This is a genomic window from Geomonas silvestris, from assembly GCF_014193515.1.
Classification (GTDB): domain Bacteria; phylum Desulfobacterota; class Desulfuromonadia; order Geobacterales; family Geobacteraceae; genus Geomonas; species Geomonas silvestris.
The window spans coordinates 194,025-213,196 of the sequence record NZ_BLXX01000008.1 but is presented as its reverse complement, the minus strand read 5'-3'; the positions used below and the strand labels follow the sequence as shown (position 1 = coordinate 213,196).

The 19,172-nt window shown below is 65.8% G+C and carries 15 protein-coding genes; 7 read left to right on the top strand and 8 right to left on the bottom strand.

Annotated elements, in window-relative coordinates:
• Window positions 1-230: 230 nt before the first annotated feature.
• From GMST_RS14025 to GMST_RS14010, 4 genes are all read left to right on the top strand, one after another.
• Window positions 231-2,306 carry a TonB-dependent receptor plug domain-containing protein gene (locus tag GMST_RS14025; RefSeq protein ID WP_183355306.1) on the top strand — a complete coding sequence of 692 codons (2,076 nt, stop codon included), beginning with the start codon at window positions 231-233 and terminating at the stop codon, window positions 2,304-2,306.
• A gap of 345 nt (window positions 2,307-2,651) precedes the next feature.
• Window positions 2,652-3,353, top strand: coding sequence for a suppressor of fused domain protein (locus GMST_RS14020; protein WP_183355305.1), 702 nt, complete (start codon window positions 2,652-2,654; stop codon window positions 3,351-3,353).
• A gap of 26 nt (window positions 3,354-3,379) precedes the next feature.
• A complete protein-coding gene (locus tag GMST_RS14015) occupies window positions 3,380-3,754 on the top strand; it encodes a Rid family detoxifying hydrolase (protein WP_183355304.1) in 375 nt (124 codons plus the stop codon).
• A gap of 160 nt (window positions 3,755-3,914) precedes the next feature.
• Window positions 3,915-4,769 carry a metal-dependent hydrolase gene (locus GMST_RS14010; RefSeq protein ID WP_183355303.1) on the top strand — a complete coding sequence of 285 codons (855 nt, stop codon included), beginning with the start codon at window positions 3,915-3,917 and terminating at the stop codon, window positions 4,767-4,769.
• A 135-nt stretch (window positions 4,770-4,904) separates the two neighbouring features.
• Here the strand turns inward: GMST_RS14010 and GMST_RS14005 are convergent, their stop codons facing one another.
• A complete protein-coding gene (locus GMST_RS14005; RefSeq protein ID WP_183355302.1) occupies window positions 4,905-6,533 on the bottom strand; it encodes a methyl-accepting chemotaxis protein in 1,629 nt (542 codons plus the stop codon).
• 205 nt (window positions 6,534-6,738) lie between these two features.
• On the opposite strand from GMST_RS14005, the gene GMST_RS14000 reads away from it, so the two are divergent.
• The 3 genes from GMST_RS14000 to can are packed head-to-tail and all read left to right on the top strand — an operon-like array spanning window position 6,739 to window position 8,326.
• On the top strand, window positions 6,739-7,188 hold the full coding sequence (locus GMST_RS14000; RefSeq protein WP_183355301.1) for a hypothetical protein: 450 nt from the start codon (window positions 6,739-6,741) through the stop codon (window positions 7,186-7,188).
• Between the two features lie 38 nt (window positions 7,189-7,226).
• Entirely contained in the window at window positions 7,227-7,661 is a 435-nt protein-coding gene (locus GMST_RS13995; protein ID WP_183355300.1) for a hypothetical protein, read from the top strand.
• Between the two features lie 11 nt (window positions 7,662-7,672).
• A complete protein-coding gene (can, locus tag GMST_RS13990) occupies window positions 7,673-8,326 on the top strand; it encodes a carbonate dehydratase (RefSeq protein ID WP_183355299.1) in 654 nt (217 codons plus the stop codon).
• 273 nt (window positions 8,327-8,599) lie between these two features.
• Here can and ccsA read toward each other — a convergent pair whose 3' ends face one another.
• The 7 genes from ccsA to GMST_RS13955 all read right to left on the bottom strand — a co-directional run bounded on the left by ccsA (window position 8,600) and on the right by GMST_RS13955 (window position 18,981).
• On the bottom strand, window positions 8,600-9,427 hold the full coding sequence (ccsA, locus tag GMST_RS13985; RefSeq protein WP_183355298.1) for a cytochrome c biogenesis protein CcsA: 828 nt from the start codon (window positions 9,425-9,427) through the stop codon (window positions 8,600-8,602).
• Window positions 9,427-10,746, bottom strand: coding sequence for a cytochrome c biogenesis ResB family protein (locus tag GMST_RS13980; RefSeq protein ID WP_183355297.1), 1,320 nt, complete (start codon window positions 10,744-10,746; stop codon window positions 9,427-9,429). Before GMST_RS13980 ends, ccsA begins: the two co-directional genes overlap by 1 nt.
• A 226-nt stretch (window positions 10,747-10,972) precedes the next feature.
• A complete protein-coding gene (locus tag GMST_RS22455; RefSeq protein ID WP_183355296.1) occupies window positions 10,973-14,038 on the bottom strand; it encodes a CxxxxCH/CxxCH domain c-type cytochrome in 3,066 nt (1,021 codons plus the stop codon).
• A gap of 134 nt (window positions 14,039-14,172) precedes the next feature.
• A complete protein-coding gene (locus GMST_RS13970; RefSeq protein ID WP_183355295.1) occupies window positions 14,173-14,649 on the bottom strand; it encodes a cytochrome C in 477 nt (158 codons plus the stop codon).
• Complete coding sequence (locus GMST_RS13965) at window positions 14,646-15,986, bottom strand: hypothetical protein (RefSeq protein ID WP_183355294.1); 1,341 nt, start codon at window positions 15,984-15,986, stop codon at window positions 14,646-14,648. Before GMST_RS13965 ends, GMST_RS13970 begins: the two co-directional genes overlap by 4 nt.
• 554 nt (window positions 15,987-16,540) lie before the next feature.
• Window positions 16,541-18,304: a two-component system histidine kinase PnpS gene (gene pnpS, locus GMST_RS13960; RefSeq protein ID WP_183355293.1), complete on the bottom strand. Its 1,764-nt coding sequence runs from the start codon at window positions 18,302-18,304 to the stop codon at window positions 16,541-16,543.
• A complete protein-coding gene (locus tag GMST_RS13955; RefSeq protein WP_183355292.1) occupies window positions 18,301-18,981 on the bottom strand; it encodes a response regulator in 681 nt (226 codons plus the stop codon). Before GMST_RS13955 ends, pnpS begins: the two co-directional genes overlap by 4 nt.
• Window positions 18,982-19,172: the final 191 nt, after the last annotated feature.

The window sequence follows — 19,172 nt, the reverse complement described above, 5'->3', positions numbered from 1 at the left end:
CAGGCTGCCGAGACCCGGCGCCCGTGGTGCACCTTTTTTCGCCGGACCGGCGGCGGGCAAGGCTCCGCTCTCACCAATCAGCCGCACTGCGAAATCTCTTTACAACTGCCTAATACTGTCATAGGTTAGCGGCCAGTGCCGACGATGATGTATCTGTCGGATTGATACTGGCACAGTTCGACTCGCCTCCAACCTGAAATAGATCAGCAGCGGTTTCGCGTGGAGCATTAATGGCAGTGTCCGGCCTCTCTTACCATTACCGGAGCCGTTTAAAACAGCTGTGGGTTGCTTTTGTCTTCGTTTCCTGCTGCTGTTCCCCGTTTTCCCTCCCGCTTCCCGCCACCGCAACCGAGACCGCCGTCGAGGGGGCTGCCGCCGCACCCGACCAGGCGCTCCCCGATCTGAGCCTCGAACAGTTGCTGCAGGTCAGACTCTTTTCCCCCGCCCGCAAGAGCCAGACGCTCTCCGACGTCACCTCGGCCGTCTTCGTCATCAACCAGGAAGACATCCGCCGCTCGGGTGCCACCACGCTCCCCGACCTTTTGCGCATGGTTCCCGGGGTCCAGGTCGCCAGCATCGACGGCAATACCTGGGCCGTTTCCATCCGCGGCTTCAACGGCACCTTCGCAAACAAGCTCCTGGTGCTCATCGACGGCCGCTCGGTGTACACCCCTCTCTACGGCGGCGTGTACTGGGACGTCCAGGACCTGGTGCTGGAAGATATCGACCGGATCGAGGTGATCAGGGGCTCGGGCAGCACCATGTGGGGAGGCAACGCGGTAAACGGCGTCATCAGCATCATCACCAAGGACGCCCGCGACACAGCCGGCGCTCTGGTCACCGGCCTGGCCGGCAGCCGGGAGCGCGGGACCGCCGCGCTGCGCTACGGCTCGGGCATTGGCGACAGCAGCTCGTACCGTCTCTACCTGAAGTACCTCAACCGCGGGGAGAGCGCCGCGGCCGGCACTCCGGCGGTGAGCGACGACCAGGAGATGACCCGGGGGGGCTTCCGGATCGACAGCGTGCCGCACAACGACCTGCATCTCACCGTGCAGGGCGATTTCTACGGCGGCAGTGCGGGGAAGGCCTTCACCATGCCGACCTTGACCCGCCCCTACAGCGTCACGCTGCCGCAGACCGCGGAACTCTATGGCGCGAACCTCCTGACCCGCGCCGATTGGCTGCAGGGCCCGTCTTCCCGGTTTTCGCTCCAGCTCTACTACGACCGGACCGACCGGGACAACGCCCTCGTCTCCGAGGCGCGCGACACCCTCGACCTCGATCTGCAGCACAACCTCCAGGTGGCCCGGATCCACGAGATCACCTGGGGGGCGGGCTACCGCTTCCTGCACGACAGGGTCGATGGCACCAGGAACCTCTTCCTGCTCGATCCGCCAAGCCGCTCCCAGCACCTTTTGAACCTGTTCCTGCAGGACGAGATAACCCTGGTCCCCGAGACGCTGCGCCTTGTGGCCGGGAGCAAGCTCGAGTACACCGAGTTCACCGGCTGGGGGGTGCAACCCTCGGCACGGCTTCTCTGGACACCGACCCGGGGGTACAGCGTCTGGGGCGCGGTGACCCGCTCCACCCGCACACCGTCGCGCGGCGAGCAGGACGCCCGGCGCGGGATTCAGACCGTCCCACCCACCCCGACGGTCCCCTTGCCGACGGTAGTCATCGCCACGGGGAACCGGCAGCTGGACCCCGAATCGCTCATTTCCTACGAAATCGGCTTCCGGGCCGATCTCACCGACACCTTTGCCGCGGACCTTTCCTCGTTTTACAACCAGTACCGCGGGATCATCGCGCCGCGCCAGGGGGCGCCGTTTCGCGACGGCAGCCAGATCACGCTCCCGCTCAACCTTGCCAACCTGAACGATTACGACAGCAGCGGGGTGGAGCTGGCCCTGCAGTGGCAGCCGGCGGCCTGGTGGAAGCTCAAGGGAGGGTACTCCTTCATCGAGTTTTCCGGAGCCGGTGCCGACAACAGCCTGGCGAACCGCGCCACGCCCGCCCACCAGGGGACCCTGCGCTCCCAAGTGAACCTGGGGAGGGATATCGACCTCGATCTCTGGGCCCGGTACGCCGGCCGCAACAGCTACCCGTTACTGACCGGTAGCGTCCAAATCCCTGCCTACCTCACCATGGACCTCCGCCTGGCCTGGCGGGCGCTCCCCGGCCTCGAGCTCTCGCTGGTCGGGCAGAACCTGCTCGAGGAGCGGCACCTGGAATCGGTGTCCGATCTCTCGGTCGCCAGGCACCAGGTGGAGCGCACGGTCTACGGCAAAGCCGCCTGGGCCTTCTGACCCGGATCCCCCGGAATCTTCCCGTCGAGAAATCAATCGTTAAGGTAGTCACAGCCCCGCGCCGAAGAGTAAGGGTGGAAAGCTGGAAGCGGGGGGCCGGCCGCCACGGCGCCGCCGGCAACCGATTGAGAGTTTCTTTTGGCCGACAGATCAGGGAAATAGCTATTGCCGCGCCGGCGGTTCACTTGTAGCCTTGGGCTCAGGCAATAACCGGAGGCAAACCGGCAACGGGGCGCTGCCCGGAAAAGCGGATGCCGTGGAGAGCAACCCGGCATCTGGCGGTAGGCTGATCAGGAATATGGGGAGAAGGAAATGGGGTACCTCGCGAATGCTGCAGGGGGCGGCATGGTGGAAGTTGAAAAGAACTGCGTGATTGCCACGGGACGAGCCATCTCGCGGGGCGCCAGGAAGAAGTCGTCCGGCGTCATGCCGGTCGAGCAGTGCCTCGAGCAGATCTCGGCACACGTCGAGAGCACCCTGGGAACGGTGGATACCATCTTTCATGAGATCGTCTCCGACACCATCCACATCGACGTCCTGCAGGTCGCCCCGACCGAGGAGTCTCCCTTCTGGCGCCTGGTCACCTCGGGGATGAGCGACCTTCCGATGAGTACCCTAAGCGGCTCGGGGGATGCCAGGTACGCCGAGCTGATGCTTACCCTGCCGGCTTACTGGCGCTTCGACCAGGAGTCGCTGCAGGACGAGAACTGGTACTGGCCCCTGCGCCTTTTAAAGCAGCTGGCCCGGCTCCCGCACAGCCACCAGGCCTGGCTTGGGTGGGGGCACGCGATCCCCAACGGCAACCCGGTCGAACCCTATGCCGAGAACACCAGGCTCTGCGGCTCGATCATCCTGCTCGGCGTCTCCGAAAAGTTCGAGACCCTGCGCATCAATGCCGACAAGGAGATCCGCTTCTTCACCGTGGTCCCGCTCTACCAGGAGGAGATGGAGCTGAGGCGCACCAGCGGGACGAGCGGGCTTTTGGAGCGACTGGTCCACGCGCAGGTCTCCGACATCATCGATCCGCAGCGCAAGAGTGCCGCCTAAGCCACGCCGGCCGTAAGGGGAACCGCATGAGAAACGCTATCCAGGCCGGCAGCGCGGTTGCCGTCGGGCCCTACTCGCATGCCGTCGAGAGTGGCGACACCGTCTACCTCTCCGGCCAGACCCCCATCGATCCCGCCACCGGGAAGCTCGTGCAGGGAGACATCGCCTGTCAGGCAGAACAGTGCTTCGCAAACCTCTTCGCGGTGCTGGCGGCGGGGGGGCTGAGCACCGACCAGGTGGTGAAAGTCAACGTGTTCCTGGTGGACATGGACGATTTCGCCGCCATGAACGCCGTCTACGAGCGGCAGTTCTCGAAGCCGTACCCGGCCCGCACCACCATCGGTGTGGCGTCCCTGCCGCTGGGCGCTCGGATCGAGATGGAAATGATCGCTCGCAGGTGAACCGCAGCACCCCCCACCCAAAGTAGTTTCCTTTAAGAATTATCTATGACAAAGCCGATTCTCTGAGTATAATCAGCGCGCTCTCAATGAGCTTCCTGCTGCGGCCTGGACCTGTTGCACCATACCGGGACCGGGTCCTTCCACTGCCCTGGAGGTTGATATGAAACGCGCGTTGCGCCTGGTACTACTTCTTTTCCCTCTCGCGTTGCTTCTCGCCGCCCCCACCCTGGGGCGCGCCGAAACCAAGACCGCCCTTACCTGGTACGGACAATCGGCCTTCAAACTCACCACCCCCTCGGGAAAGGTGCTACTCATCGATCCCTGGATCGTGAACCCGGTGAACAAGAACGGCGCCCAGGACCTGGCCGCGCTCAACAAGGCGGACCTGATCCTGATCACCCACGGTCACGGCGACCATGTCGGCAATGCCGTCGAGATCGCCAAGAAGACCGGCGCGAAGCTGGTGGCGAACTACGACCTGGGGCGCGCCCTGGTGCAGTACGGCGGCTTCCCCGAAAAGCTCGCCGAGCGAAGCGGCCTCGGTTTCCCCGGAGGAGAGCTCAACCTCTTGGACGGCGAGGTGAAGATCCTCCTGGTCCCTGCGGTGCACAGCTCGGTCCTCGAGGCGGCGCCCGGGACCCCGCTGGCCGGCAAGGTGGTCTACGCCGGGACCCCCATCGGCTTCGTGATCAGCGTGAAGGGCGGCCCGACCATCTACCATACCGGCGATACCGACGTCTTCTGGGATATGTCGATGATCGGCAACCTGAACAAGATCGACCTGATGCTCGCCTGCATCGGGGGACACTTCACCATGGGGCCCTCGCGCGCCGCCCTCGCCGTGAAACTCGTGCACCCGGCCGAAGTGGTGCCGATGCATTTCGGCAGCAACCCGCTCTTGACGGGGACGCCCAAGGAGTTCGGTGCAGCTTTGGCGGAGCTTCCTTTTGACGGCCCGCGTCCGGTGGTTCGGGAGATGAAGGTCGGGGAAACGCTGCTATTGTCCGGACGGTAGCCGGCGACGGGAGAGGCGGCATCTTGTTCCGGCCAGAGGTCGGGAGGAGAGGGGGGACGCGCCGGGAATGCCGGCGCGCCGTTGGGCTTGGTGCAGAATGCTGAGTGCGGCGCCCTGCGGCACCGCCTCGGTTACTTACAAGGAGAACTGCCCCACCATTTTTTCCAGCTCTCCGGCGTTGGTGCTTAACTGATCCGCCTCGTGGGCCGACTGGCTGGCACTGGAGGAACTCTGCTGCACCACGTCGGTGATCTGCACCAGGTTCGCCGAGATCTCGCGGGTCGTGGCGGTCTGCTCCTTGGCGGCGAGCGCCACCTGGTTGATCTGCTGGGTCACCTCGTTGATCCGCTCGATGATCTCGCGCAGGGCATCCCCTGATTTGGTGGCCTCCAGGGTGCCGTTTTGTACCTCGGCAACCCCTGCTTCCCTGGAGCCGACCGCATCCCTGGTCTCGTCCTGGATCAGCTTGATCATCTGCGAGATCTCCCGGGTGGCCTTCGTGGTGCGTTCGGCCAGGGCGCGCACCTCGTCCGCCACCACGGCGAAGCCACGTCCCTGTTCCCCGGCGCGTGCCGCCTCGATGGCCGCGTTGAGAGCGAGCAGGTTGGTCTGGTCGGCGATGTCCTCGATGGTGTTCACGATCTCGCCGATCTGGTCGGAGCGCATCCCGAGTCCTTCGACCGTTTGGGCCGATGCCTGTACCCGGTCCGCGATACGGTTCATGGCAGCTATGGCGTTGGCCACGACGGCTGCCCCGGTTGCGGCGGTACCGCTCGCCTGGTGGGCCACCTCGGCCACGTTGCTGCAGCTTTGGGCGATTTCCGTCGAGGTGCTGGCCAACTCTTCGCCGGCCGCCGCCAGCGACTGCACCTGGTCCGATACGAGGTTCGCCCCGGAAGCCATCTGCCCCGAGGTCTCCCGGAAGTGGGTCGAGGCCGAGGTCATACGCTGCGCCGAGTGCTTCACGTCGCCGATCACCATCCGCAGCTTGCTCGCCATTTCGTTCATGTCGGCTGCCAGTTCCCCGAACTCGTCGGCGCCCTGGTAGCGGATCACGGTGTCCAGGTGCCCGGCGGCGATCCGGTTGATCCCTTGGGCGATGGTGCCGACCACCTTCTTGAGCGACCTGATCAGGACGAGCACGGCCGACATGCTGATCACGAAGACCGCCAGGGCGATGAGCAGGCAGTTGCGCAGGCTCTGGTTCAGTACCTTGGCGATCTCGTCCGTCGAGATGTCGGCTCCGATCAGGTACTCCTGGCCCGAGGGGGTCTGGGCCGGCAGGAAGATGGAGCGGAAGTTGCCCCACTTGTCGCGGTACTCGTCGTAGTGCAGCCGGTGGTCGGCCAGGGCGGCCTTGAGCCCGGCGCTCGCGTCGTCATAGGGGTCGTAGAGCTTGGTCGCGGTCCCTTTTTCCTTTTCCTCCTTGGTGTAGCTCGACGAGGTGAAGACGATCTTCCCCCCTTTTTGCTGGACGGTGTAGAGGTACTTGACCCCGACCGTGTCGGCGTAGCGCGAGAGCCCGTCCTGGAAGGCCTGGTGTTCGGCGGGGGAGGGCGGTGTCGCGCCGGCCAATCTGGCGTGCATCCCGTCGGCGCTCAAGCGGACCCCTTCGGCGCAGGCCAGCAGGCGGGCGTCGATGCTCCTGAGGATGGTCTCTTTCTGGCCGGAGTAGGTGTACACCGTGAACGCGGCGGCGGTAATCAGGTTGAGGACCAGCATCGCCCCGAGGAGTTTGTGGGAAAGTTTGAGCTTGGTGAACATCGTCGGATCTCCGGTTTGCAAGATGTTTTAAGTTCTCTTGCCTATCGGTTAGCCGCTGCCGCGGCTTGAACCTTTTCTGGCAGTCGGCGCGCTGACCGCGTTGAGGGACACTTCCCCAATTGAAATTTGTCATGAGCTGTTGTATTAATAGGACCTCATGTGACGGCTCGCAGAGAGCCGAAAACCCCGGCAGAAGGAGACAGCGGTGAAAAAGCTCATAGGTGCAATCGTAGTGTTGGTGCTGTGCTGCGCTTCGGCGTTCGCGCAGGGAGGGCTGGACAGTTTTCTCAAGAACCTGAACATCCAGGCTCGGGCCGACCTGAACGGCTTCTCCGCCAAGGTCGGGGTGCAGTTTGGCGTGCCCCAGGCCCAGGTGCAGGCGGTCATCGGGACGGTGCGTGAGCCGGCGGACGCCTTCATGGTCTTCCAACTCGGGCAGCTGGCGCACCAGCCTGCCGACTCCGTGGTGCAGGTCTACCAGACAAACCGCGGCAAGGGGTGGGGCGTCATCGCCAAGAACCTCGGTATCAAGCCGGGCTCCGCTGAGTTCCACCGGCTCAAGCGCGGCGACTTCGCCCTGACCGGAGATCCCGGCTCCGCCGATAATCCCGGCAAGGGGCACGGCAAGGGGAAAGGGAAGGGGCACAACAAGTAGGAGCGCTGCCTGGCGCACGGGGCTTTTAAGGAGACGCGATGTACAGATTTCCAAACAGTGCAGCTATCTTGGCCCTCCTGGCGTGGTTCGCAGCCCTGCCGGCCCAGGCCGCTGAGCAGGCCCAGCAGTGCGTAGCTGCCGCGCATGAACTCCAGGAGACCTTCGACCGCTCGATCGTGAAGGGGTGGCAGCTCAAGTTCATCGCCCGCGGCGAGGGCTGCGAGGTGCTGCACGTGGAGTCCTTCACCAACCTCGGGAAACCTTCCCAGGAGGCGCTGGCCAAAGGGACCATGGTCTACCGCAAGGTGCTGCCGGGTGGGGTGAACAAGTACGCCTTCAGCCACGGTTTCAGCGACGTGGTCTACACGAACGCCCACAACGCCAAGACGCTCAGCTTCGGCCCGAAAAACCTCGACCGCGCCCAGGTGAAAAAGCTCAAGCGCTGCGCTCCCCCGCGCAAGGGCAAGTCGTAGGAGCGCTCGCGATGAAAGCACTTCCTCCTCTTTTCGAGAACAACAAGAAGTGGGCCGCCGAGATCTCGCAGAGCGACCCGGAGTTCTTCGCCAAGCTCGCCAAGCAGCAGACTCCGGAATTTCTCTGGATCGGCTGCTCGGACAGCCGCGTTCCTGCCAACGAGATCATCGGGCTCTTGCCCGGGGAACTCTTCGTGCACCGCAACGTCGCGAACCTGGTGATCCACTCGGACATGAACTGCCTGTCGGTGTTGCAGTACGCGGTGGACATCCTGAAGATCAAGCACATCATCGTCTGCGGGCACTACGGCTGCGGCGGGGTGCGGGCGGCGATCGACAGCAGGCCGCACGGGCTCATCGACAATTGGCTGCGCCTGATCCGCGACCTGGACCAGCGCCAGGCCCACGAGCTGAACCGCTGCTCCACTATCGAGGAGCGGGTGGACCGGCTCTGCGAACTGAACGTGACTGAGCAGGTGAAAAACGTCGGCAACACCACCATCGTGCAGGAGGCCTGGCTGCGCGGCCAGCAGGTCACCATCCATGGCTGGGTCTACGGCATCCAGGACGGCCTTTTGAAGGACATGGGGGTCTGCATCTCGTCAGGGGAGGAGCTGCGCGCGATAGAAAAACGGGAGCTGCAGAAAGCGGAGTTGGGGTGGTGAAGCGCCGGCGCTGGACGGCGTGACTTTCGGTTTCGCAGGTGAGGAACAGAAAAGGGGATGCGGCAATTGCATCCCCTTTCTTTATTTATTCTATAAATTTCGGAAGCTGCATCCCCCTCCCTTGACGGGAGGGGGCCGGGGGGTGGGTGAAGCTGCCATCGGCAATGAGGTGGCGCCTTCCCCCTCACCCTAGCCCTCTCCCGCAAGGGGAGAGGGGACCCAAGCGGGACGGCTCTCCTGGTATTCCCGGATGAACGTCTTTTGCGGACGGCGCTACTTGAAGTACTGGGCGTGGATCGAGCCGCTCAGGGTCGCCATGACGAAGAGGGTGAGCACCGAGATGACGAAGCAGCCGATGAAGCACCAGGCCCCCAGGGTGCCGCGCAGCCCGAAGAAGCGCCTTAAGTGCAGGTAGGCCGCGATGGTGAGGCAGGTGATGAGCGACCAGGTCTCGGTGGGATCCCACCCCCAGAACCTCCCCCAGGACTGGTAGGCCCAGATCGACCCGGCCAGCATCCCGATGGTCCAGAAGATGAACCCGAAGCCGGCGAAGCGGTAGCTGTAGCTGTCCAGCACCTCGAGGGACGGCAGGCGCTGGCGCCACCCGGCGTCGCTGCGCTTCTTCATGAGGTAGAAGATCGCCAGGGTGCACCCGATCACCAGGGTGGCGAGCGAGATCTTGTAGAGGGCTATGTGGACGATGAGCCAGACGCTGCGGAAGGTGGTCGGCAGGGAACGGATCCCCGGGTCGTAAAACTGGGCCAGGGCCAAGAGGAGGAAAGCCGCCGGCAGGGCGAGTACGCCGACCGCCTTGAGGCGCGGATAGAGCCTGCGGCAGACCAGGAGGCCCGCGACGATCATCCAGGCGTCCGAGGAGAGCACCTCGCTGGGGGCCATGTAGGGGCCGTGCCCCACCTCCCGCCAGCGCAGCGCGATCAGGACGCTGTGCAGCGCAAGACCTGCGGAGGCGATCCGGAAACCGACCCGCTCGAGGGAGTCCTTTTCAAACTGCACGCCGGCAATCGCAAAAACCGCCGCCGCGACGTACATAAGCACCACGGCCCAGTTGGCCGCCACCATCTGCATGTAGCTCAGAGTCATCACCGCTGTCCTTTCCTAAGGGCCGCCGCGAGGCGGTCCCGTTCCTCTGCAAAACACTCCCCGAAGGCGGTGGTCCGCCAGTAGACCCGGTAGCTGCCGTCCGCCTCCCGGACCCCGAAAAGCTCGCGCGGGGGCATCAGGTAGTGGATGAGCCCCCCGAGGATGATGACGGCAAACCCTGCGAAGACCGCCTCCATCCCCTTCAGGTCGACCACGATCAGTTTGGCCCACTTCTCCACCCCGTCGAGGCGTACCCGGTACTCACCGAGGGTCCCGGTCGCGCCGAGGGTGAGCGAGGTGCGGGCCACCTCCTTGGCTCCGTTCATGAGGCGCAGTACCACGAGCGGGTTCCCGCTGGTCATGGAGCGCCCCTTAACGTCGGCAAAACTTTTGGCCGACAGGAGGTACGGCGACCAGGCGGTGGCGAGGTCGTCGCTGTACCCCGCCTCGGCGAGGCTCACCGGCTGCTGCACCGCGATCTTCACGGTGTGCGCGGCCCCGTCCGCGCCGGTGAGGGTCAGGCTGAAGGCGTCGCCGTACTGCGCGCTGTGGTAGATGCGCAGGTTGCCGTAGCGCTCGATCCGGTTGATCGCTGCGCTCAGGGGGACGCTGCGGCCTCCGGGCTCGGTGAGGGTGAGCTCCGAGGTGACCTCGCTTGCCTGGTTGAGGCGGTCGAACCCGACCCGGACCCGGTTCAGTCTGAGCCCCCCCGGCAGGCGCAGCGGGGCGGCCAGGGCCCCCGCTTCCGAGGCGAGCCAGGGCTCCTGCGGCTCGCGCTGTTCCCCCTCGACGAGCACAAGCGACCCCTGGCGCCCGGTGAGCGCCACGACGGAGGAGGCGAAGATCGCGAGGGCGATCCCCAGGTGCAGCAACAGGTTCCCGAAGTACCCCCAGGGGTATTTGACGCACTTCACCCGCTCTGCGCCGGCAGTCGCGAGCGGCCGGTAGCCGTGGGCCCGTGCCGCCCGGTAAAGCTTTTCGAGGGGGACCGACTCGGCGCAGAGTTCGGCGGCGGAGCTCCCGTCGGCGGCAAGGCGCCTGCGGGCCGCAGCGAACTGGTCCCAGGAGGAGAGGGCGAGGGAGAGGGCGGCAAAGAGGTTTAAGGCTGCGAACCAGGGCTGGGCGTAGATGTTGTGCAGGCGCAGGAGGTCGACCAGCCAAAGAAGGCCCCGGTGTCCCGCGCGCCAGGCGGCGAGCGCTCCCGGCGCGGCTTCCACCTGCTGGGGGATCACAGTTGAGAGGTACAAAAGGGCCGCGCTCCCGAGGATGAGTCCCAGGGAGAGGCGGCGCGCGGTCATCAGGCGTTTGAGGCGTTTCATCGGGTTCGGGTGCTCTAGTTGCGGTCGGGCCGAAGCGGCGAGGGATGCGTAAAGCCCGGTGGCTTTTGGCGCGGCGTTCGTGCCGGGTTATCTACTACAGTAGTTTTGCCTCGAGTTCAAGTCATTTCAGGGTGTTGCGAAGCGGCGAGCAGAGTCGAAAAAAAGGCCGGGCAAGCTGCCCGGCCTTTTGCTAGCAAACAGCGCTGTTTAGGTAAGGGCGAAACCCCTACCAGCGGTTGGTCTTGGTTCCCCCTCCGGAGCACCCCGCGCTGATGGTGCCGTGTACGCAGGTGACCGAGTTGGCCGGTATGGTCACCCCCTTGCCCGGGGGGCTCGCCGTGGTGATGCCGTTGACGAAGGGACCTACCACGTCGGGGTTCGCGTTGCGGTTGCCCGGTCCGTGGTTCACGGTGGCGCCGGTGCCGCTCACGCTCAAGTTGTGGCAGACGCTGCAGGCCGCGGTGCCGTGGGCGCTGTCGGACTGGCCGCTGTGGTAGCCGACGCGGTCCGGGAACGTGGTGCCGACCGGGCGCCCCTGGGTGGTGGCGTTGGTCGCGGTGAGCGAGCCGTGGCAGCTGCCGCAGGCTCCGAAGCCGGTTGCCGAGCCGGGGGCGGCCTTCTTGTGGCAGCCGCGGCAATCCGGGGCGGCCCCCGCCACGGCGGCAGGGTAGACGCTCGTGGCGCTCCCGATGGCGTGGCAGGCGATGCAGGCGGCGCCGGTGCCGGCGGCCTGGTGGTTGTAGTTCGGGACGGCGTGGGGTGCCGAGGCGCTCACGTCGAGGACGCCGTTTATGTGCAGCGACTTGTCGACGAAGATGTTCGCGTAGCTGTTACCCGCCTGGTTGATGTTCGGGTGGCAGCTGCAGGTGGTGCCGAGCGAGGCCGTGGTCGGGAAGCCGGCCGGGATGGTGATGCCGGTCGGGTGGCCGGAGGCGGCGCTCGGCGGGAAGCCGTGGCACAGGCCGCAGGCCGCACTGGAGAGGGTCCCCGGCAAGAGGGTGCTCCCCCAGGCGGGTGCCCGGTTGGTGCCGGTCGTGTCGCCGCCGGACATCCGGCCGCCGTGGCAGTAGGTGTTGCTGCACTGGCCGGTCGCCCCGCCCGCGAAGCTCGGGGTGCCGCCGGTGCCGGCCTGCATGATCGGGGTCGCGCTGAAGACCACGGGGTTCGCGAGCACGGCTGCCGCCCGGGCGCGCGCCCGGTTCAGGTGGTCCACGGTCCCAAGGCCGAGGCCGCTGTGGCAGTCGGCGCAGCTAAGCGTCATGCTGGAGACCCGGCTCGCCGCCACGTGGGTGGCGTGGGTGCCGGCTGTGTTCGGGTAGCTAGCCCCTGCCGGCGGGTTGGCGTGGCAGGAGGTGCATCCGGTCGAGGTGACCGTGGGGTCGCTTAAGTGACAGGTGAGGCAGCGCGGGATCACCTTGCCCCCCTGGGTGGTGACGTCGGCCGCAACCTGGTGGCACCCCAGGCAGTAGGGGAAGTTGGAGCGCGCCGTCGCGTTGTGGTTGTTGTAGGGGACCGGGTGCGGCGCGACCCCCGGGCCGCCGGAGTGGCAGGTGCGGGCCTGCCCCAGGGCGTTGGTGAAGCTTGCGCTGAAGCAGCTGGGGGAGGCGGGCAGCGGTGCCGTGCGTCCCTGGGTCACGTCGTGGCAGATGATGCAGGCGTTGGCGATGTTCTGCGCGGTGCGGTGCGAATAGGTGCCCGATCCCTGCCAGTCGGTGGCGTGGGCCTTCGCCGCGGTGTGGCAGCTCGAGCAGGCGATGGTGGTCACACCGCTTGAGAGCACGCGTCCGTCGAAGGAGGTGCTGCCGGGAACGCCGTGGCACCCCTGGCAGACCCTCAGGTCCTGCTTGGCGAGCGCGCCGTGCACCCCGATCCCGGGGCCCGGGGCTGCCAGGAAGGGGATCTGGTGGAAGTGGCACATGGTGTTGTTGTAGCAGCCGGCCGGCCCGCTGGCCGGGTTCGGGGGGACGATGCTCGAGTTGGCCCCCGCCGTGTGGCAGGCGGCGCAGATCGCGGCGTTGCCGGGATCGGTCGTGGTGTGGGTGGTCCCGGTCGAGGTGGTGCCGGTCCACGGTTTCGCCGGGTGCGGCGCCGAGACGGTGAGGCCGTGGCAGGTCAGGCTGTTCAGGCACGAGGGGGCCGTCCCGTTCTGGAAGGTGCTGCCGTGGCAGGGCTGGCAGGACGCGAAGCCCGTGGAGGTGGTCGGGGCACCCTTGGCCGCGGTGCCGTGCTGCGCGGGGACCCCCCAGCCTGCCGGGTGGCCGACCGTGCCGTGGCACAGGGTGTTGTTGAAGCAGCCGGTGAGCCCGACCGGGTCTCCCGGGACCGGCACCCTGGTGGAGTTCGCGCCGCCGGTGTGGCAGAGCGCGCACTGGGCGGCGTTGTCGGTGTTGGTGTCGACATGGGTGGGACCGCCGGTCGCCGAGCGCCAGGGGCGCGCCGGGTGGGGCGCCGCCACGCCGTGGCAGGTGTTGACGCAGCTTTGCTGCGCGCTCCCGCCGTCGTAGGCAGCCCCGTGGCACTGGGTGCACTCGCCGAAGGAGCTGATCGGGGAGGTCACCCCGTGGATCACGATGCCGCCCGCTGCCGCCTTGGCCGCCCTGCCGTGCGAGGAGTAGCTGCTCCAGCCGATCGCGTGACCCTCGACGCCGTGGCACAGGGTGTTGTTGAAGCACCCCGGTGCGGTACCGGCCGGGGCCGGCGGGGCCGGGGTGCGGCGCGAGTTGGCGCCGCCCGTGTGGCAGACTGCGCAGGCCGCGGCGTTACTGGGGTCGGTCGAGGCGTGGGTGCGGGCGCCGTTGTGCCCGATGTCGAGCCACGGTTTCGCCGGGTGTGCGGCGAAGATCCCGGCGCCGTGGCAGCCGGCGGTGTTGAGGCAGGACTTGTTGGCGGTGCCGCCGGCGAAGTCCGCACCGTGGCAGACCTGGCAGTGGGCGAGCCCGTTCATCCCGCTCAAGAGCGCCTTGGCCGCGGCGCCGTGCGCGTCCGGGGCAGCCCAGCCGGCCGGGTGCCCCGAGGGGCCGCCGGGGTGGCAGGAGATGCCGTTACGGGAGGCGCTGAAGCAGCTTACGTTGCTGATCCCCCCCTTGAGGTCCTTGCCGTGGCACCCGTAGCAGGCGCTGGGGACGCTGAGAAAGGCAGCCGGATGGCTACCGCCGGTATTGGCGACCACCCAGCCGGCGGCGTGCTTGCCAGTGCGCGGGTCGATGGTTGATGCCCGGTCGTTGGCCTTGGAACAGGCACAGACCACCAGGACTGCGAGAGAAACTAAAATCGCCTTTACCAGTACTTTCATTGCGGAGCACCCCCTCTGCGTCTCATCAGGTAATTCGTATGCGCGTGATGACCATCCCACACTCGGACCCGGGAGCGGCCGGGTCCGGCAAGGGGCGGCGCGGGTACGGCTCCCCGCGCCGGGCTGGCCGGAAACTACTTGTGGCAGGCGACGCAGCGCTCGTTGTTACCCCTGCCGTGGCAGCGGTAGCAGCTGGCCGGATCCACCTTCCCCTCGATCTTGTGCATGGTGAGGTAATCGCCGCGGTGCGGCATCTCGCGGTCCGGGCGGTTGCCCCACTTAACCGAAGGTTTCATCTCGACCTGGTTCGTGTGGCAGTCCGCGCAGAAGGAGACCTTGTGGCAGGTCTCGCAGAGCCTTGCGTCGGTTGCGGCATAGAAGCGGTGGTTCTTCACGAAGGCCCGGCTGTGGCTGAAGGCGTTGATGTTCTTGAGGGTCCCCTTCTGCTGGTCCTCGTGGCATTCCGAGCAGTCCACCTGCTGCCCCACGGCGAGCGCCTCGGGGTGCGACTCGGGGAGGGAGGGGAGGGCCTTCATCTGGGCGCAGGCGGCGATGGTGAGTGCGCCCGCGGCCAGGGCGAGGGCGGCGCAGAGAGCTTTCATCGTGGTCATTTTTTCCCTCCTGCGGTGGAGAATGTCGTGTTGTAGGTGAGGCGGACCAGCCCGCGCGTCTCTTCGCTGAAGTCCGGGTTGCGCCCGTAGCTTACGTCGCCGGAGAGGAAGAGCTGCGGGGTGAGGTGGTAGCCCAGGGAACCCAGCACTTCCCAGGCCTGCTTCTCGTTGAAAACGCGCTCCTTGAAGAGGTAGTCGATGAAGTCAACCGCCCCGGTGAAGCTCTTCGAGTCGAACATCCCCCAGGCGCGCATCTCGTGGTAGGAGCCGGACGGGTTAGGGGTAATGGCGAAGCCGGGACCGGCGTCGAGGTAGTGGTAGCTCCCGCCGGCCCGCAGCATGTTGTCGAAAAAGCCCATCTTGAGATCGCCGCCGTAGCGGTTGGCGTTGCCCGCGACGCGCTTGTAGTGCTTGTAGTCGCCGGAGATCTCGACCAGTTTGGCGATCTGGTAAGAGGCGCGCCCGCCGTAGTTGCGCGAGGTGTCGCCGGCGTCCACGAGCGGCCCGTTGGGGGTCGCGTGCAGCGCGGTGCCGGAGAACATCGCCCAGGAGTACTGGTAGCTGCGGTCGTTTTGCTCGTTGAACTCGCCGGTCAGCACCAGGTGCTGTACCGGCTTTATGTTGATGAGGTAGCTGTGCTCGGCCACATGGCTCGTCTCGGTGTTGTAGGTGGTGTGCCCCATGACCTCGAGCACCTTGTGCGGGCTGAACCAGACGTCCCCCCCGATGAGCCGGTGGTTGCCGCTGGTGTGCTGCTGCAGCGTCGGGGCCTTGCTCTCGTAGACCCCGGAGGCGCCCAGTTCCAGCATGCCGCCCAACCGGTAGTTGATCCGGCCCCCGGCGATCCCGTCACCTTTGCCGTCGCTGTTCTCCCCGAAGATCCGGGCGGTGTGCACGTTGGCGCCGCCGAAGGCGGAGATGCCGAAGCCGTAGGGGAGGTCGCTGTGCGCGCTCACGCCGTCGACCTGCTCGTTGTTGATCCCGTCGTGGATGAACTGGCGCCCCAGGCGGATGTCCGCATTGGCCTGCTTGAAGCGGTACTTGAGGTAGCCGTAGGTGAGGCTCCCGGCGGCCCGGTCGTCGTTGAAGCTCTTGTCGATCAGGTCGACCCGCCCCCAGCCGTAGAAATGGAAGGAGAGGTTGCCGTCTGCGAGCCGTGTGGCGTCCAGGCTCAAGAACTCGGTGGCCGGGAGGAAGGTGTCCTTCTGCGAGCCGTTGTCGCGCTGCTCGATCCTCAGGATCGTGGTGGAATCTACCGAGGTCTCCGCCGCACCGGCCAGGGCGGGCAGACCAAGGAGTGAGACGGCTGAAAAGACGCGACACAGGGTCCTTTTCATACATACGCTCCTATTGTGGAAAGTAAGACAGACGGAAAGCAGTCCAGCACTCTAGATAAGATCCCGTTCTCAGGATCAGGAAATATTTGAGCGTATCAATCTATTGCTTCGCTTTGGGGAAAACTGTCTTTGGATTGCTGCTATTTATAACGAATCGTCTTTACTGAGTGACGGGGCTTATGATGAAACAGGACGATAAAACGCACTGTTACAATGGGACCTGAAAGATCGTATACTAGTATACTCATTGCGGATTGGCTGTCAATCATTGAAAGATTTTCTTACTTTTCCCTCAATGGTTGATCCAGAGCAATCGATTCGGCACCTCTTTGAGGGGGAGCCGTCGGAGGAGTACAGCTGGCCGAGGTGGCAAAGAAGTGAAGGGGGGGAGGCCGCTGAACGTTGGCAGGGTTTGTCTGCTGACAGTGGGGAGATATCCGGCTGATGCGAGAAAGAGAATTCCTGCCGCACCAGGTAGTGCGGCAACAAAGGTGGGATCAGGGGAGGGGGGGGACTTCCCCGGCAGGCCGGTGCCTGCCGGGGCGCCCGTTTGGTTAGCCGAGCCGGTCCCCCTTGGGGAGGGTGAAGGAGAACGCCGCCCCTTCGCCCAGGGTGCTGCTGACCTCGACGCTGCCGCCGTGCGCCTGCACGATGTGTTTCACGATGGAGAGACCGAGGCCCGTGCCGCCGCGCTCGCGGCTTCTGGCCTCGTCGACCCGGTAGAAGCGCTCGAAAAGGCGCGGCAGGTCCTTTTCCGGGATCCCGATGCCGGTGTCGCGCACCTCGACCCGCACCAGGTCCCCCGCCGGGCGCGCGGAGACGGTGACCGTGCCGCCGATCTTGCTGTACTTGATGGCGTTGTCCAAAAGGTTCATGAGCACCTGGTCCAGGCGCTTGCGGTCGGCAAAGACCGGCCCCACCCGGTCCATCCCCTCGCAGCGCATCACCAGCGCCTTCTCCTCCGCCTTGAGTTCGAGAAGCTGCAGCGACTGCCGCACGGAACTCTCCAGGCGCACGCTCTCAAGCTTCAGGAGGTTGTCGCCGCTCTCCAGTTCCGAGAGCGCCAAGAGGTCGGCGATCAGGCCGGAAAGCCTGCTGGCATGGTTGTCGATGATGGTCAGAAAGTGCCGGCCGCGCTCGGTGTCGCTCGCCAGGGCGCCGCTTAACAGGGTTTCCGCGTACCCCTTGATGACGGTGACCGGGGTGCGCAGCTCGTGGGAGACGTTGGCCACGAAGTCGCGCCGGATCTTCTCCACGCGCTTTAGGGCGCTTATGTCGTGGAACACCGCCACCACCCCCTTGAGCTCGCCTGAGTTGACGAGGGGGACCCAGTGCACCCGGGTGCTCCTGCCGCCGGGGAGCGTGATCTCCTGGTGCCGCTCCTGGCGGTCGGAGAGGACCTCGCGGCAGGCCGCGTACAGGTCGGGGTGCCGGCTGATCTCGATGAGCTTGCGCCCCTTAACCGAGGCGTCGGAGCCGAACAGGGCGCCGAAGGCTGGGTTCACCAGGGTGATCACCGCCTCGGTGTCGGTCACCATGACCCCTTCGCCCATACCGGAGAGGATGGCGTCCAGGCGGTTTTTCTCGGAGGAGATCCGCTCCATCTGGGTCTCGATGCGCCGGGCCATCTCGTTCATGACCTGGGCCAGCTCTCCCAGTTCGTCCGCACTCTGCACCGGAAAACGCACCCCGGGCTCGCCGCGCCCGATCCGTCCGGCGGTCGCCGCGAGGCCGCGCAGGGTGCGCGAGGTAAGGTGCGAAAGGAGGTAGCTGAGGAGCAGCGAAAGGATGACCCCCACCGCGAAGGCGACCGTGAGGCTCTGTTTCAGGCCGTGCCGGGTCTTCTCCACTTCCGAGAGCGGCAGCGCCAGGCGGAGCACCCCGTGGTCGGCGAAGGGGACCGCCAGGTAGAGCATGTCGGTGTGCAGGGTGGCCGAGTAGCGGACGGCGCTGCCCGACCCCGCGGCAAGCGCCTCGCGCACCTCCGGGCGGCCGGCATGGTTCTCCAGAAGCGGGAGGTCGGCAGGCTTCACCTGGGAGTCCCCCAGCACCTGGCCGTCGCGGCCGATCACCGTGACCCGCGCCCGGACCACCTGGGCCACCGCCTGGGTGAGCTGGGGCGCGTCGCGCCGCGGGTCCTTAATCTCCTTGGCGGCCATGAGAGCGGCCACCTGGGCCTGGTCCTTCAGGTGGTCCCTGATCCCGGAGATGAGCGAGCTTTCCAGGGTGATGGAGAGGTAGGCGTAGAGCCCGGCGCCCAAAAGCAGCACCAAGAGGAGGTAGGACGCCATCAGCTTGAGCCGGAAGGTCCCCCTCATGACAGCTCCAGCTTGTAGCCGAAGCCGCGCACGGTCCTGATCAGTTCCCCAGCGGGGCCAAGCTTGGTGCGCAGCCTGGTCAGGTGGGTGTCCACGGTGCGGGTGTCGCCGAAGTAGTTGTAGCCCCAGACGTTTTGCAGCAGGATCTCGCGGCTCTGCACCCGGCCCACCCGCTCGGCCAGGTTCATGAGGAGCTTGTACTCGGTGGAGGTGAGCACGACCTCCGCGCCGGCCACGGTGACCAGGTGCCGCTGGGTGTCGATCACCAGCTCTCCCAGGGTGATCACCGTGCTGGCCGGGCTCAGGTCCCCCTTGCGGCGCAGTACCGCGCGCACCCTCAGCATCAGCTCGCGGGTCGAAAAGGGCTTCACCACGTAGTCGTCGGCCCCCATCTCGAACCCGACGACCCGGTCGATCTCCTCCCCCTTGGCGGTCAGCATGATGACCGGGATTCCCGCGGTCTGCTCGGTCCCCTTCAGGATCCGGCAGATCTCGGTCCCCATCATCCCCGGCAGCATGAGGTCGAGCAGCACCAGGTCGGGGTGCAGGCGCTTGGCCTCGCTCAGGCCGGTGCTGCCGTCCGAGGCGATGATGCTGCGAAACCCCTCCTGTTCCAGATGGAACGAGACCAGCTCCGCCAAGTCCTTCTCGTCTTCGATGATCAGTACGGTCTGCACCGGCTGCTCCCCCCTTGGACCGGGAATCGCTCCCGGTTCTTGCCGTCTGCTACGTAAATGCTAGTAACTACCTTGAAATACTGCGTTATAGGCCCGGATTCCCTCCGATCCACACGCGCTGTGGAAAGCGTTGTGGAAAAGATGTTAATCCTTTTCAAAAGCGCTTTCAGATTGGGCAGATTAGCAGATTG